The organism is Stenotrophomonas sp. GD03877 (genome assembly GCF_029840555.1).
In the GTDB taxonomy this organism is placed as follows: domain Bacteria; phylum Pseudomonadota; class Gammaproteobacteria; order Xanthomonadales; family Xanthomonadaceae; genus Stenotrophomonas; species Stenotrophomonas geniculata.
The window spans coordinates 14,036-29,631 of the sequence record NZ_JAOCCT010000049.1; the positions used below are offsets into that span (position 1 = coordinate 14,036).

A 15,596-nucleotide genomic window follows, 5' to 3' on the forward strand; every position below is an offset into this window, starting at 1 on the left:
CGCGCCACAATGCAGCCAGCCTCCCCACTGGCCCCGAGCTGCCGATGTCGACCAAACGCGTGCTGATCGTTGAAGACGATGCCCACATCGCCGACCTGCTGCGCATGCATCTGGGCGATGAGGGTTACGACGTCGCCCATGCCGCCAGTGGCGATGCCGGCCTGCGCCTGCTTGAGCAGGATGGTCCGTGGGATGCGCTGGTGCTGGACGTGATGCTGCCCGGCGTGGACGGCCTGCAGGTCTGCCAGCGTGCACGCGCGATGGCGCGCTATGTGCCGATCATCATCATCAGCGCGCGCGGCAGCGAAACGCAGCGCATCGTTGGCCTGGAACTGGGCGCGGACGACTACTTGGCCAAGCCCTTCTCGATGCCGGAACTGGTGGCACGGGTGCGCGCATTGCTGCGCCGCGCCGAGGCGATGGCGCAGAGCGCACGCATCGATGCCGGCGCGATCGAGCTGGGTGGGCTGCAGCTGGATCCGGTTGCGCGTACCGCCTCGGTGGATGGCAACACGCTGGAGCTGACGCCGCGCGAGTTTGACCTGCTGTTGTTCTTCGCCCGTCATCCGGACCAGGTGTTCGCCCGCATGGAGCTGCTCAACCAGGTCTGGGGCTACCAGCACGATGGCTACGAACACACGGTCAACACCCACATCAACCGCCTGCGCAGCAAGATCGAGCCGGACCCGGCCAATCCACGGCGGCTGCTGACGGTGTGGGGCCGTGGCTACAAGCTGGTCGACCCGGCCGGGGCGGCGGCATGATCAAGCCGAACCTGTGGCAGAAGCTGGCGGCGGTGATCGCCGCGCTGATGCTGATGTGCTGCATGGCGCTGCTGGCACTGCAGATGCGTGCCAATACCCGCCACGAGCAGGAGGTGGTGCAGCGGCTGTCGCTGGGCCTGGCCGAGCACATCGCCCAGCGCAGCGAGCTGATGGATACCAGCGGCATGCGCGACGCCGCGGTGCGCGCGCTGTTCGGCCAGTTGATGGCGGTCAACCCCAGCGTCGAGGTCTACCTGCTGGACGACCAGGGCCGCATCCTCGGCCACGATGCGCCCAGTGGGCACCTGGTGCGCAACCGGGTGGACGTGGCGCCACTGCGCCGCCTGCTGGCCGGTGCGCCGTTGCCGATCCTGGGCGATGACCCGCGCAGTGCGGATGGGCGCAAGGTGTTCAGTGCAGCACCGCTGATCGTGCAGGGCCGGCAGGCCGGCTATGTGTACGTGGTGCTGGTCGGCGAGCACCGGCAGATGCTGGCCGACGATCTTGCCGCCGGCAGCCAGTGGAACACCACCTGGTGGTCGGTGGTGCTGGTCGGCAGCCTGGGCCTGCTGGCCGGGCTGGTGGCGTTCTACTGGGTGACCCGCCCGCTGCGACGGCTGACCCGGCGCATTCAGGCGTTCGACATCGACGCACCCACGCCATTGCCGCCGCCGGAGCCGCTGCGCCCCGGCGAGCGCGACGAACTGGTGATCCTCGAACACGCGCACGCACAGATGGCGCAGCGGCTGGGAGAGCAATGGCAGCAGCTGCGCCAGCAGGACCTGCAGCGCCGCGAGCTGGTCGCCAACATCTCCCATGACCTGCGTACGCCGTTGTCGTCACTGCACGGCTATCTGGAAACGCTGGCATTGAAGGACGCCACGCTGTCGCCGGATGAGCGCCGCCGCTACCTCGGTATCGCGCTGGCGCAGAGTGCCAAGGTAGGTCGGCTTGCGCGTGCACTGTTCGAGCTGGCGCGGCTGGAACATGGCGAAGTGCGCCTGGAGTGGGAAGTGTTCGCGCTGCCGGAACTGCTGCAGGACGTACTGCAGAAGTTCGAGCTGGCCGCGCAGGCGCGCAACCAGCGCCTGCACGCCGGGTTCCCGCCGGGCCTGCCGCTGGTGCGTGCCGATCTGGGCCTGGTCGAGCGGGTGCTGACCAACCTGCTCGACAACGCGTTGCGGCATGCGCCGGAGGGTGGCCGGATCGAGGTGTGCCTGCGCGCGACGCCGGACAGCGTGGAGGTGAGTGTTGCCGACGACGGCCCCGGCGTAGCCCCCGCGCTGCGTGCGCAGCTGTTCCAGGCGCCGGCCGCGCTGGGCGCACGACGCGGTGACAACGGTGGCCTCGGCTTGCTGATCGTGCAGCGCATCGTGCAGCTGCATGGGCGCCGGATCGAACTGCGCGACAGCGAGCGGGGTGCGCTGTTTGTGTTTGCCTTGCCGCGCGCGGAACCGGCGGTCTAGCAGGTCGTCTCGCCCTCCACGGCACCGCCGCTTTCCAGTGGCAGGTGCAGGCGGATACAGGCACCGCCCAGTTCGGAGTCGATCACTTCAACGTGGCCGCCATGCTTGTCGGCCACCACCTGCACCAGCGCCAGGCCGAGGCCGAAACCGGGGCTGCCCGGATCCAGCCGCACATAGGGTTGCAGCACCTGGCCGCGCAGTTCGGGCGCGATGCCGGGGCCGTCGTCCTCCACCTGCAGGCACAGCCAGCCATCGTTGACGGTGCTGGCGATGCGGATCTGCCGCCGCGCGTAGCGCAGGGCATTGCCGAGCAGGTTGCGCAACGCCAGTTCCAGCATGTGCCGGTTGACGTTGACCAGCCCTGCCGGCGACAGCGCCTGCTGCACGGGCATCGGCAGCGGCGCGAACTGGGCCACCACGCCGCGCACCAGTGCCGCCAACTGCAGGCGCTGGCGGGTCAGCTGGTGACAGCGACCGAGTGCGGCGTACTCGACGCCGGCGTCGGTGAGGTGCTGCAGCCGATCGACATCGGTGCGCAGGCCGCCCAGCGCGTCGCGCTGTATCTCGTCCAGCGCAGTGTCCTCCAGGTCGGCCAGGCCGAAGCGCATCCGTGCCAGCGGCGTGCGGACCTCGTGTGCCACCGCCTGGGCCAGCACGCGCTGGCTTTCCAGCAGCTGCTGCAGCTGCTCGGCCATGTGATTGAAGGCATTGGCCAGCGGCCGCACCAGCGCGGTGCCGGCGCGTGGCGCGCGCGTGTCCAGCTGGCCGTCGCGCATCTGCCGGGCGGCCTGGGCCAACTGCGAGACGTCGCGCCACAGGCGGTAGACCATCACGTACATCGGCAGCGCCACGGCCACCATCAGGATCAGCAGCAGGATCGCCACGCCGGACACTTCGCTGTCCTGCCACCCCTCATCAGGCAGTGCTTCGTCCAGTGGCCCCAGCATCACGGCATAGTCGCTGTCACCGATCCGCTGCAGGCTGCGCATGTGTTCGAGGTCGATCTGCACCCGGCCGTTGTTGAGCGGCGGTCGCTGGCCGGCCGACAGCTCTTTTTCCGCCTCGGCCAGCGGCACCATCCGCAGGGCATAGGCGAAGTCGGCGTCGAGCCCGCGTGCCAGCGCCGGCCATTGCTCGCGCGGTGTTTCCGCGAAGCGTTGCTGCAGCAGCGCATGGGTGCCACGCATCTCGGCCAACAGGCTGGCTTCGGTGCGGTCTTCCAGCAGCGCATCCCAGGCCCACAGGCCCAGCACGATCAGCAGCAGGTGGGCGACCAGGAAGCCGATGCCGTAGCGCAGGAAGTGGAAGGCGTGGCCGCGCATCGCCGAAGGCGTGCGCTTCATCCCCATGCCGAGCGGCTGAACAGGTAGCCGCGTCCACGCACGGTCTTGATCCGCTCCGGTTGTTCAGGGTTGTCGCCCAGCTTGCGGCGCAGGCGCGAGATGCGTGCATCGATCGAACGGTCCAGGCCATCAAAGGCGATGCCACGCAGGCCGCGCAGCAGTGCATCGCGGTCCAGGATCTGGCCGGCGTTGCTGGCCAGCAGGAACAGCAGGTCGAACTCGGCCGTGGTCAGCTCCAACAGGCCGCCCTGCAGGTGCACATTGCGGGTGGACGGGTCGATGTTCAGCTCGCCGAAGCGCAGGCTGCCGTCGCGCGGTTCGACCCGGCGATGGCGGCGCAGGTGCGCACGCAGGCGGGCCAGCAGCACCCGCGGTTCGATGGGTTTGCCGATGTAATCGTCGGCCCCCAGCTCCAGTCCCAGCACCTGGTCGATGTTGTCGGTGCGGGCGGTCAGCACACAGATGATGCCGTCATAGTGGGGCCGGATCTGCCGACACACTTCGAAACCATCCTGGTCGGGCAGGCCGACATCGAGCAGGACCAGGGCCGGCTTCTCGGCCAGGATCCGGGCCACCGCGCGCTCACCACTGCGCTCATGGGCCACCTGGTAGCCATGCCGCTGCAGATAGTCGCTGACCATCGTACCCAGGCGGGCATCGTCTTCGACCAGTACGATATCCAGCATTTTCAAGGCCTCCGTGGGGCATACGTACCGCCACGGCACGAGCGCGGCGATGCTATCCCAGCCTTCGGGCCACCCGGGTCCAGGGGGCGGGCGCCATTCAGCCGGGGTTGCTGGCGCGCGGGCCGGGCCTCAGGCCTGGCAACAACTTGGCGTCCAGCATAGCTTGTTGCCGTTACAAAACGTTACCTTCGTGATACGTCTGGTGACCATCGCTGACAGCAAAGCGACTGACGCGGGGCAGGTGCGGCGCCGAGCATGGAGTCTCCTCCGCTCCGCGTGCCGTTCCCATGTCGCCCGCCGCCCCCTGCCTGCTGAACCCGTCCCGCCGCTGCCGCTGCGGAGGTGCCCGATGAGCGGCGTGGTCGGCGCCTGGCTGCCCCCCGCCGAGGACGAACAGCTGCTGCAGCAGCTGGCGCCGATGCTGCGCGCCCTGCAGCAGCGCGGCCGGGGCCGCATCGGCTACTGGACCGACGCCGAGGCCGGCCTCGCGCTGGGCCACTGCCGGGCACCCACCGATACGCCGTTGCAGCCGCTGAGCTCGGACTGCGGCCGTTACGTGCTGTGCCTGGACGGCCGGCTGTACAACCGTGGCGACCTGCAGGCGCAGCTGCGCGATCTGCCGCGCAGCTGCAGTGATGCCCGGCTGCTGCTGCAGGCGATCGTTGAATGGGGCGTGGAGCGCGCGCTGTCGCGTGTCGAAGGCGCCTTCGGTTTCAGCGTATGGGACCGTGAGTCGCGCGCGTTGTGGCTGGCGCGTGATCCGGTTGGTGAGCGGCCGCTGTACTACGGCTGGTTCCAGGGCCAGTTCCTGTTCGCCTCGGAAATGAAGGCGCTGCAGGCCTTCGCCGGCTTCGCGCCGAGCATCGACCAGGATGCGCTGAGCCTGCTGCTGCGCCACGACTATGTGCCGGCGCCGCACACCATCTACCGGGGCATCCACAAGCTGGTGGCCGGCGCGATGCTGCGCGTCGATCTGGATGACCACGCTGCCGGCGGTTCCAGCCAGGCGACGGAAGGGGGGACGCGCTACTGGTGTGCACGCGATGCGATGCAGCGTGCGCTGCAGGAGCCCCTGCAGCCGACGCCGAGCCTGGAACAGGCCACCGACCAGCTGGAAGCCGTACTGCAGAAGGCCATTGCCGCACGCATGCATTCGCCATTGGCGTGTGGCGCGTTCCTGTCCGGCGGCACCGACTCGTCGCTGGTGACCGCGATGATGCAGGCCCAATCGACCTTGCCGATCGAGGCGTGGACGGTCGGTTTCGACGATCCCGGCCATGACGAAAGCGATTGGGCCTCGCAGGTCGCGCGCCATCTGGGCGTGCAGCATCATCTGCACCGGATGGATGCGCGGCAGGGCCTGGACCTGCTGCAGCGGCTGCCGCAGGTCTGGTGCGAGCCGTTCGCTGATGTCTCGCAGCTGCCGACCCTGCTGGCCAGTGAACTGCTGGGTGCGCGCAAGCCGGTGGCGCTGACCGGTGACGGCGGCGATGAGCTGTTCTTCGGTCACCCGAGCTATGGCCGCGCGCTGCGCAATGCACGCCTGTGCGGTGGCCTGCCGGACTGGGTGCGCGACCTGGCGCGGCGCAGCGGCAACCGCATGAACGTGGAGCGTGGCCGCCTCGGCGGTTGGCGTGCGCTGGTGGCCGAGGTCGCTGCCAACGATGTGGAAGGGCATTACCTGCAGCGGGTCACCCGCTGGCGCCAGCCGGCGCAGGTGGTGCTGGGCGCGCGCGAACCGATCACGATCTTCCAGCAGCAGGACACTGCGCTGCCGGCAGAGGCGCGTATCCAGCTGCTGGATTTCCGCATGGACCTGGCCGAGGGCATTCTCGCCAAGGTCGATCGTGCCGGCATGGCAGCGGGCGTTGAAACGCGTGCGCCGCTGCTGGACATGGAGGTGGTGCGCTTGGCCTGGCGCCTGCCGCAGCATCTGAAGTACCACGACGGCGAGCACAAGCGGATTCTCAAGCACCTGCTGGCACGCTACCTGCCCGAGCCGCTGGTGTACCGCCCCAAGCGCGGTTTCGGTCCGCCGATGGCACGTTGGTTGGCAGGCCCGCTGCGCGATTGGGCGGAGGCGCTGCTGGATCCGCAGCTGCTGCGCAACCAGGGCTGCTTCGATGCGGCGCGCGTGCGCGGTATCTGGGAAGCGTTCCTGCGCGGCGAGCGCAAGTGGCACACGCACCTGTGGAACGTGCTGATGTTCCAGGCGTGGCACCAGCACTGGCACGGTGGTCGCGGGCGTTGAGGTTCCTTTGCGGTGTGTTCTGCGTGGCGTGTGGCGGATTCGTTCTGCGTGGCGCAGGGCGGAGACCCTTGCGTACGAATGTCCTCCGGCGCCGGCCGTTGGCCGTCGCCTCCCCCTTTACTTCGTACGCAAGGGCCTCCGCCCTGCGTTCGGAGTTCGTCGGTGCCTCATTGAGAAGTTGCCATGAGCACTGAGCTTTAGCTGCCGTAAGCCGAGCCTCGTCGGGGCGGGCAGGGGCCTGGGCAAAGTAAAGGAGGAGGTGACGGCCAACGGCCGGCGCCGGGGGACATTTGCCCAGGCCCCTGCCCGCCCCGGCGGGGCCCATCAGCTCGCAGGAAATCCAGACGAGGAAGCGCTCTTGAATCCAGACAACGGGCAAAAAAAGACCCGGCAGAGGGAGGGATCTGCCGGGTCCGGATTGCGTGGGGGGAGGGACCCACGCAATGAGCGTTGCGTCGCGTCAGTGGTTGTTCGCGTCCGCCGTTGATTCGTTGTAGCCCTGTGCCAGTTCGGACCAGGCCTTGCTGGCCTGCAGGCCGAGCCCGACCATGTCCTGCTGGGCCTGACCCAGCCGCTGCAGGTTGTCCTGCCACAGTTGCGCGCCCTTGGAGAGCGTACCGGCCGCGTCTTCACTGCGGGCCAGTTCGCCCAGCCAACCGCTGGTCGCGGTCAGGTTGCGCTCCATCACCTTCAGCTGCACGCCGAACATGCTTTCCGCGTTCTCCAACGCCAACCGGTTCGCGCGCGTTGCCGCGGCGGCGAGCTGGCGGGTGGCATCACTGAAGCGATCGCTGAAGGCGGCGGCCATGGGGCATCAGGAAGTGGCTTGATGCATTGCAGCATACGCCCTTGATGCCGCATTGCAACAAAAATAACAAAGGCGCCCAAGGCGCCTTTGAAAAACCTTTCAGATCAATGGGTTGATCAGATCTCGGGGCCGCGGTAGCGGCAGCCCGACGTGCAGGTTTCGTGCACGGTGATCTCGCTCAGCGCTGGCAGGCTGGGCTTGAGTTCGTTCCAGATCCACACCGCCAGGTTCTCGCTGGTCGGATTCTCCAGGCCGGGGATGTCATTGAGGTAGTGATGGTCCAGGCGGTCGTAGATCGGCTGGAAGGCCGCCTTCACGTCGCCGAAGTCCATGATCCAGCCGGTCTGCGCACCCGGCTCGCCCTCGACCTTCAGTTCCACTCGGAACGAGTGGCCGTGCAGGCGCGCGCACTTGTGCCCCGGCGGCACGTTGGGGAGACGGTGCGCCGCCTCGAGCATGAAGACTTTGAAGATTTCCATGGCGCGATTGTACGCCGTGGGCGGTTCGGCAGCCTGAGCGGATGTTGGGCTTCCGTGAAGTAACTCTTTCCATCCGGATGAAGAGATGATAGTTTCTCTTATATCCGTATGAAGAGATGTTATTGGCCGGACCCCGGCCAGGCATGGACTACTGCGGAACTTCGTCGTCCTTACCACCTCCCCACATCGTCATGCCCAAGCACACCCTGCTCGTGGCGGCCCTGGCCGTCGCTCTGGCCGCGCCTTTGCCTGCCGCCGCCGAAACCTCCGCCGACGCCAGTGGCGAAGCCAGCACCCTGGCCGCCGTGCGCGTCACCGGCTCCAACATCAAGCGTACCGATACCGAAGCCTCCAACCCGGTGCAGGTGATCGGCCGGCAGCAGCTGGAACAGACCGGCAAGGCCACCGTGGCCGATGTGCTGCGTTCGATCTCGGCCAACACCGGCAACGCCAGCAACGAAACCACCAACAACGGCTGGGCGTCCGGCTCGGCCGGCATCGGCCTGCGCGGCCTGTCGCAGAAAAACACGCTGGTGCTGCTCAACGGCCGCCGCCTGGCCAACTATGGCTTCCCGGCCGGCGGCCTGTCCGACACCTTCGTCGATCTCAACGCGCTGCCGCTGGTGGCCGTCGAGCGCATCGAAGTGCTCAAGGACGGCGCCTCGGCGGTGTACGGCTCCGATGCCGTGGCCGGCGTGGTCAACATCATCACCCGGCAGAACTTCGAAGGCGCCGAGATCGGCGGCAGCTTCGGCGGTGCCGACCAGGGCGGCCTGCACGAGCAGAACCTGAAGTTCGTCGGCGGCCTGGGTGATCTCGACACCGATGGCTACAACATCCTCTTCAGCCTGCAGGGGTACAACCGTGAGCGCCTGGACCAGGACGAACGCAACCTGACCAGGAGCGGCATCTACACCGACAAGCCGGGTGGCCGCTGGAACGGCTGGTCGGCCAAGGGGGCGCGCTACCTGGTCAACGGCGTGTCGGTACCGATGCTCGACGCCAACGGCAACTGCCCGGCCGGCACCACCCGCGTTGCCAGCGCGCCGATTGATGGCCTGTCCGGTGACACCTGCGGCTTCAACCAGGCGCCGTTCACCACGCTGATCCCCTCGACCAAGCGTTACCAGGCCTATGCCAACGGCACCTTCCGCCTGAACGACAACGTCGAGGCCTTCGGCGAAGTGCTGTACAGCCAGATCAAGAGCGCCGCGTGGTTCGGCAGCAGCCCGTTCTTCACCCTGGAGAGCGGCCGCTTCGCACTGAACGCCAACAGCGGCCTGGCCGAGCCGGTGTCGTCGCTGCTGCCGGCCAACAATCCGTACAACCCGTACGGCCGTGCGATCCCGATCGAGTACACGTTCTTCGACCTTGGCGGCACCATCAAGACCAACCGATCCACGGCCTATCGCGGCGTGTTCGGCCTGCGCGGTACCACCGCCAACTGGGACTGGGAAGTGGCTGCATTCGGTGCGCGCAGCAGCGAACGCGAGAGCGTGTCCGGCGGCTTCGCCAACCGCTGGGCGCTGGCCGATGCGCTGGCCACGGGCAGCTACAACCTGCTCAACCCGGCGGCGACGCCGCAGTCGGTGCGCGACTCGATCAACATCGCCACGCTGCGTCCGGCCGAATCCAAGCTGCAGGGCATCGATGCGAAGATTTCCGGCAGCCTGGGCCACACCTGGGCCGGCGAGATCGGCTTCGCTGCCGGTGCCGAGTGGCGCCGCGAGAAGCTTGATTCCAACAACCCATGGCAGATCGATGCCGGCCTGCAGGTGCGCCCGGCCATCGCCGAAGTGCACGGCAAGCGTCAGGTCAGTGCGGCCTATGCCGAAGTGAACGTGCCGCTGGCCTCGACGCTGGAGCTGTCCGCCGCCGCGCGTGCCGACCATTACGATGATTTCGGCGATGCCTTCTCGCCGAAGATCGGCCTGCGCTGGCAGCCGCTGGACTTCCTGCTGGTACGTGCATCGGCCTCGAAGGGCTTCCGTGCGCCGTCGCTGTCGGAGAACTCCAACAGCACCAGCATCGCCTACGGCAGCGTGGTCGACCCGCGTGATCCGGACGTGCCGGGCTCGCGGCAGAACCCGACCTTCTTCACCGTTGGCAACAACGAACTGAAGCCCGAGCGCACCAGGAGCGTGAACTTCGGCGTGGTGCTGTCGCCGTGGGCCAACACCAACCTGAGCGTGGACTACTACCGCATCCAGCTGGACAACCTGGTCGGCACCAACAACACCCAGACCCTGGTCAACGACAACGTGGCCGGCGCGGTGCAGCGCGATGAGCGTGGCAAGCTGCAGGCGGTCTACAACCGCTACCAGAACCTGAGCGAGCTGAAGACCTCGGGCATCGACGTCGAGCTGCGCCAGCGCATCCCGACCGCAGCACTGGGTGACTTCACCGTGTCCTCGGCCTACACCCACGTGCACGACTACCGCCGCCCGACCGTGGTCGGCGGACCGCTGGTGGATTACGCCGGCAGCAACCTGGGCGCGACCCTGCCCAAGGACAAGGCCACCACCACGCTGGACTGGAAGTACGGTGATTTCAACGCCGCCGTGACCTGGTACTACACCAGCAGCTACCGCCAGGAAGCCAGCACCGCCGCCAAGGCCGTGCAGCAGCGCGTCGGCAGCTACAGCCAGTACGACCTGTACCTGGCCTACACCGGCATCGACAAGCTGACCGTGTACGCAAAAGTGCAGAACCTGGCCGACAAGACGCCGCCGTACGACGCCTCGTTCCCGGGCATCCGCGCGCCGTACGACTTCAGCCAGTACGACCTGCGTGGCCGCTACTTCACGCTGGGCTTCGATTACCGCTTCTGATCCATCCGCCGCGGCCGGTCACCTGAAGGGACCGGCCGCGCGACTGTCTGCCGTTGTGTTCCAGGGGAGTCACCGTGTCCTTGCATCGCCGTGCCGTTCTTCCGTTGCTGCTTGCCGCCGCCACCGCACTGTCCTCGCCGCAGCCGGTGCAGGCACAGAGCGCGTACTTCTTTCCGCAGGTCACCGACGCAGCGGCGTTCGATGCAGCGGTGCCCACGCCGGAGCAGTTCCTCGGCTACCCGATCGGCAGCCGTTACACCCGGCACGACCAGCTGGTGGCGTACTTCCAGGAACTGGCGAAGCGTTCCGACAAAATCAGCGTGCGCGAGATCGGTCGCAGCTATGAGGGCCGCCCGCTGCTGATCGCCACCGTCACTGCTGCAGGCAATCATGCGCGGCTGGAGCAGATCCGCCAGCAGCACGCGACCCTGGCCGATCCGGCGCAGCCGCGCAGCGCCGCCGGTGACAGCCCGGTGGTGGTATGGCTGGGCTACAGCGTGCACGGCAATGAGACGTCCAGTGCCGAAGCGGCGATGCTGACCGCTTACTACCTGGTGGCCAACCGCAGCGCGGAAACCCAGCAGTGGCTGCAGCAGGCGGTGGTGCTGTTCGACCCGGCGCAGAACCCGGACGGCCGTGATCGTGCCGCCAACTGGCACAACGCCTGGGCCTCCGACCCGGCCTCGGCCGACCCGGCCGACAAGGAGCACGTCGAGCCGTTCCCGCAGGGCCGCACCAATCACTACTTCACCGATCTCAACCGCGACTGGCTGGCCCTGACCCAGCAGGACTCGCGGCCGAAGGTGGAGGTGTTCCACCAGTGGTACCCGAACGTGCAGATCGACTTCCACGAAATGGGCAAGGACAGCACCTACTACTTCGAGCCTTCGCCGAAGAGCATGCACAGCCCGCTGATTCCGGCGGCGTCGTATGAATTCAACAAGACCCTGGCCAAGTACCACGCGCAGGCGCTGGATGCCTTGGGTTCGCTGTACTACACCGGCGAGAATTTCGACAATTTCTCGCCGGTGTACGGCTCCACCTACCCGGACTTCCATGGCGCTGTCGGCGTTACCGTCGAGCAGGCCAGCTCGCGCGGTCGCGTGCAGGAATCGGTGAATGGCCTGCTGACCTTCCCGTTCACCATCCGCAACCAGGTCGCCACCGGTCTGGGCACGGTGCGCGGCGCGGTGACCGAACGCAACGGCCTGTTCGACCTGCAGAAGCAGTTCTTCCAGAGCGCGTTGAAGCAGGCTGCGCAGCAGCCGGTGAAGAGCTTCGTGTTCGGCGACGCGCATGACCCGGCACTGACCCGTCGCCTGCTGGAGCTGTTGCTGTTGCATCGCATCGAGGTGCGCGCGCTGGATCGTGCAGTTACTGTCGATGGGCAGCGCTTCGATGCCGGCAGCGCCTACGTGGTGCCGGTGCAGCAGGCGCAGTTCCGCCTGGTGCATTCGATCTTTGCCGAAACGCCGCCGATCAAGGGGGATGTGTTCTACGGCAGCACCAGCTATGCGATCGCACCGGCCTACGGTGTGGCCTTCGCCGGCAGCCGCAGTCGTATCGAAGGTGGCGCCCGCGTGGCCGCGCTGCCGGAGGAGCAGGGCGCGGTCTTGGGTGGCCAGGCCGGCTTCGCCTATGTCATCGACTGGCGCGACTACAACGCCGGGCGTGCGCTGGCGGTGCTGCAGGCCAAAGGTTTGAGCACACGCGCAACGTTCCAGCCATTTACCGCTTCGACTGCACAGGGCGAGGCCGATTTCGCCGCTGGCAGCATCGTTGTTCCGGTGGCCGGGCAACCGCTGCAGGGCGCGGCGCTGCTGGATGCGGTGAGTGCTGCTGCACGCGATGCCGGCGTACGCGTACATGCGTTGTCCAGCGGCCGCAGCCGCGAAGGCATCGACCTCGGCAGTGATGGCGTCAAGGCGCTGCGCAAGCCAGCGGTGGCACTGGTGATGGGCGAGGGCGTGGCCGCCACCGAGATCGGCTCGGCCTGGTTCCTGCTCGACCAGCAGCTGCACCTGCCGGCCAGCAAGCTGGATCCGCAGCAGCTGGGCAAGGTGCCGCTGGACCGCTACACCACGATTGTGTTGTCCGGCGGTACCTATACGGGCGTCGATGCCACGGCAGTGGCTGCACTGAAGCGCTGGGTGCAGGCCGGTGGTTCGCTGGTGACCTACGGCAGTGCCTCGAAGTGGGCGATCGAACAGAAGCTGGCCGACGGCGAGAAGCTCGGCAAGGAAGAAGACGCTGCTGACGAAAGCCGCCGCGCGTTCGGCGACCAGCGCGACATCGCCGCGATCGAGCGGGTGAGCGGCAACATCCTCAGTGCCGATGTTGATACCAGCCATCCGCTGGCGTTCGGCGTGCCGCGCCGGCAGCTGGCGATCAACAAGGAGAACACGGTGACGCTGCAGCCGAGCACGAATCCGTTCTCGACGGTGGTGCGCATTGATACGCCACCGCGGGTGAATGGTTACCTGTCCGAGCGCAACCGTACGCGGGTGGCGGGCAGTGCATGGTTGCTGGTGTCGGCGCAGGGGCAGGGTAACGTTGTGCTGTTTGCCGATGATCCGGCGCACCGCAAGTACTGGCACGGGACGGACCGGCTGCTGATCAACGCGATCTTCTTCGGGAATCTGGTGAATCCGAGTAAAGCGCGGGGTTGAGGCGTTTGGCGCCGAGTCGTTGTTGTGCTTGGGAGGCAGGGGGCCTCAGCCAGGACACGCCGTGAACCCATCCATGGGGGCTCGATGGCGCCATCCTTGGCGCCAACGGTCCTGGCTGAGGCCCCCTGCCTCCCATGACAGTTTCCTGCGGGCGCGGACGCATCAGACCCCAAGGCGGGAGCAAGGGCAAAAGCAAAGGCAAAGGCAAAGCCAGGAATTGCGGCTTCGGCTTTTGACTTTGACTTTGAATTTGAATTTGATCTTTCTTCTCCCGGCTACCCGGCGGGAGAAGAAGGCGCGGGCAATGCTTGAAGCGGATGGGCGTGGGGCCAGCGCAAAACCGTGAGGCGCATGGATGCGCCGACCGAGCCCCCATGGATGGGTTTACGGCGTGTTTTGCGCTGGCCCCACGCCCATCCGCCCTCAGCGCAGCACACCGCCGGCTTCTACTCACGGTAGCCAGCAACAAAAAAGGACGGCGCGTCAGCGCCGTCCCTCGATAAGCCCCCGCGCAGCGGGAGACGTCATCCATTTCAGCTGGGATCAGCCGGCGCGACCGCCGCCGTTGCCACCCTGGCCACGACCACGGCCGCCACCATTGCCACCACCGCCACGGCGCTGGCCCTGACCCGCGCCCGCACCGGCACGCTGCTGGCCATGGCCACCGCCCTCGCGACGGCCGCCTCCGGCCTTCTTCGGGCCGGCATGCGCATGGCGCGGCGCATCGCCGTGCGGACGGCGTGCGTGGCTCTTGCGCGGTGCGCGCTCGCCGGTATCGTGCTCGGCCTTGCCCGGCGCACTGTTGCCCCAGCGGATCGGCGTCTGCAGCTCGAAGCCCGGCACATCACGGATGTCCATGTCGCGGCCCAGCAGGCGGGTAATCGCACGCAGCAGCTTCACTTCGTCCTGCGCCACCAGCGAAATCGCCTGGCCGGTGGCACCGTTACGGCCGGTACGGCCGATGCGGTGCACGTAGTCCTCGGCCACCATCGGCAGATCGAAGTTGATCACCTTCGGCAGCTCGTTGATGTCGATGCCGCGCGCGGCGATGTCGGTGGCCACCAGCACGGTCACGCGGCCGGCCTTGAAGTCACCCAGTGCACGCAGGCGCTGGCCCTGGCTCTTGTTGCCATGGATCGCCGCGGTCTTGATGCCGGACTTTTCCAGGAACGTGGCCAGCTTGTCGCTGCCGTGCTTGGTACGTGCGAAGACCAGGGTCTGCTCGCGGCTGTCCTGCGCCAGCAGGTGCAGCAGCAAGTCGCGCTTGCGGCTGCCATCGACCGGGTGCACGCGGTGGGTGATGGTCTCGGCCACGGTGTTCTTCGGCGTCACCTGGATCTGTTCCGGGTTGCGCATGAACTCCAGCGCCAGCTGGCGGATGTTGTCCTCGAAGGTGGCCGAGAACAGCAGGGTCTGGCGGTTCTGCTTCGGCAGCTTGGCCAGGATGCGCTTGATCGACGGCAGGAAGCCCATGTCGAGCATGCGGTCGGCTTCGTCCAGCACCAGCAGTTCAATGCCGGACAGATCGATGCTGCGACGCTCCAGGTGGTCGATCAGGCGGCCCGGGCAGGCCACCAGCAGGTCCACGCCACGGCGCAGGATGTCCAGCTGGTTGCCCATGCCGACGCCGCCGTAGATGCAGGCGCTGGGGATGCGCAGGTACTTGCTGTAGCCGCGCAGGCTGTCGTGCACCTGGGTGGCCAGCTCGCGGGTCGGGGCCAGGATCAGCGCGCGCGGCTTGCGCGGGCCACTGCGCACTTCCTGCGAGGCGGTGCCCAGGTGCTGCAGCAGCGGCAGGCCGAAGGCGGCGGTCTTGCCGGTGCCGGTCTGTGCGCCGGCCAGCAGGTCGCGACCGGCCAGCGCCAGCGGGATCGCCTGCTGCTGGATCGGGGTCGGGTTTTCGTAGCCCTGCTCGGCAAGCGCACGCAGCAGGAAGGGCGCCAGGCCCAGCGATTCAAAAGACATTGAGATTGCTCCAAGTACAAGAAACGCCTGTCCAAACGGACAGACGGGGGCAGATCAAACTGATCGGCTGACTCGGAGCGTTCCCGTGAACCGCGCTGCGAGAATTGGGTGCAGCCGGCACGAAGCGCAGGCTGGAATGCGTGACGAACGGCGTCGGAGTGGGGGCGGGCGAAGAGGGCGGACCCTGGTCGCCGGCGATCCCGGAGGGAAACGGACGGCCGCTGCAGACTCTGCAAGTCTAAACGATGTTTGAGACTTCACGCAAAAAGGCCTGTTCAGGTAAGGGGTTCTCTCTGCAGGGCTGCGCCCTGCACCCGCAGAGGCCCGAGCCAAG

General features: G+C 67.3%; 10 protein-coding genes. 5 read left to right on the plus strand and 5 right to left on the minus strand.

The genetic code is table 11. The features are described from left to right. The first annotated feature begins 44 nt into the window (after positions 1 to 44). Positions 45 to 764 carry a response regulator transcription factor gene (locus tag N5D20_RS23145; RefSeq protein WP_014645826.1) on the plus strand — a complete coding sequence of 240 codons (720 nt, stop codon included), beginning with the start codon at positions 45 to 47 and terminating at the stop codon, positions 762 to 764. Beyond that, the gene (locus N5D20_RS23150; RefSeq protein WP_019338004.1) at positions 761 to 2,230 is read left to right on the plus strand and encodes a HAMP domain-containing sensor histidine kinase; all 1,470 of its coding nucleotides are present in this window, start codon (positions 761 to 763) and stop codon (positions 2,228 to 2,230) included. The genes N5D20_RS23145 and N5D20_RS23150 overlap by 4 nt, the downstream gene beginning before the upstream one ends. Here N5D20_RS23150 and N5D20_RS23155 read toward each other — a convergent pair. Next, complete coding sequence (locus N5D20_RS23155) at positions 2,227 to 3,573, minus strand: ATP-binding protein (protein ID WP_043398827.1); 1,347 nt, start codon at positions 3,571 to 3,573, stop codon at positions 2,227 to 2,229. The two genes, N5D20_RS23150 and N5D20_RS23155, sit on opposite strands and share 4 nt — an antisense overlap. After that, positions 3,570 to 4,259 carry a winged helix-turn-helix domain-containing protein gene (locus tag N5D20_RS23160; RefSeq protein WP_010484092.1) on the minus strand — a complete coding sequence of 230 codons (690 nt, stop codon included), beginning with the start codon at positions 4,257 to 4,259 and terminating at the stop codon, positions 3,570 to 3,572. Before N5D20_RS23160 ends, N5D20_RS23155 begins: the two co-directional genes overlap by 4 nt. A 349-nt stretch (positions 4,260 to 4,608) precedes the next feature. On the opposite strand from N5D20_RS23160, the gene asnB reads away from it, so the two are divergent. Further along, positions 4,609 to 6,510, plus strand: a complete 1,902-nt coding sequence (gene asnB / locus N5D20_RS23165; protein ID WP_279915163.1) for an asparagine synthase (glutamine-hydrolyzing) — start codon at positions 4,609 to 4,611, stop codon at positions 6,508 to 6,510. 460 nt (positions 6,511 to 6,970) lie between these two features. Here asnB and N5D20_RS23170 read toward each other — a convergent pair whose 3' ends face one another. Beyond that, entirely contained in the window at positions 6,971 to 7,318 is a 348-nt protein-coding gene (locus N5D20_RS23170) for a phasin family protein (protein WP_019338007.1), read from the minus strand. Positions 7,319 to 7,434: 116 nt separating this feature from the next. After that, entirely contained in the window at positions 7,435 to 7,797 is a 363-nt protein-coding gene (gene queD / locus N5D20_RS23175; RefSeq protein WP_010484089.1) for a 6-carboxytetrahydropterin synthase QueD, read from the minus strand. 191 nt (positions 7,798 to 7,988) lie between these two features. Between queD and N5D20_RS23180 the strand changes: the two genes are divergently transcribed. Then, a complete protein-coding gene (locus N5D20_RS23180) occupies positions 7,989 to 10,628 on the plus strand; it encodes a TonB-dependent receptor (RefSeq protein ID WP_279915165.1) in 2,640 nt (879 codons plus the stop codon). 74 nt (positions 10,629 to 10,702) lie between these two features. After that, the gene (locus tag N5D20_RS23185) at positions 10,703 to 13,297 is read left to right on the plus strand and encodes a M14 family zinc carboxypeptidase (RefSeq protein ID WP_043398820.1); all 2,595 of its coding nucleotides are present in this window, start codon (positions 10,703 to 10,705) and stop codon (positions 13,295 to 13,297) included. A gap of 543 nt (positions 13,298 to 13,840) precedes the next feature. On the opposite strand, the gene N5D20_RS23190 is transcribed toward N5D20_RS23185, so the two are convergent. Then, positions 13,841 to 15,262 (minus strand): DEAD/DEAH box helicase, encoded by a 1,422-nt coding sequence (locus N5D20_RS23190; protein WP_043398815.1) that lies wholly within the window; start codon positions 15,260 to 15,262, stop codon positions 13,841 to 13,843. Positions 15,263 to 15,596 lie beyond the last annotated feature (334 nt).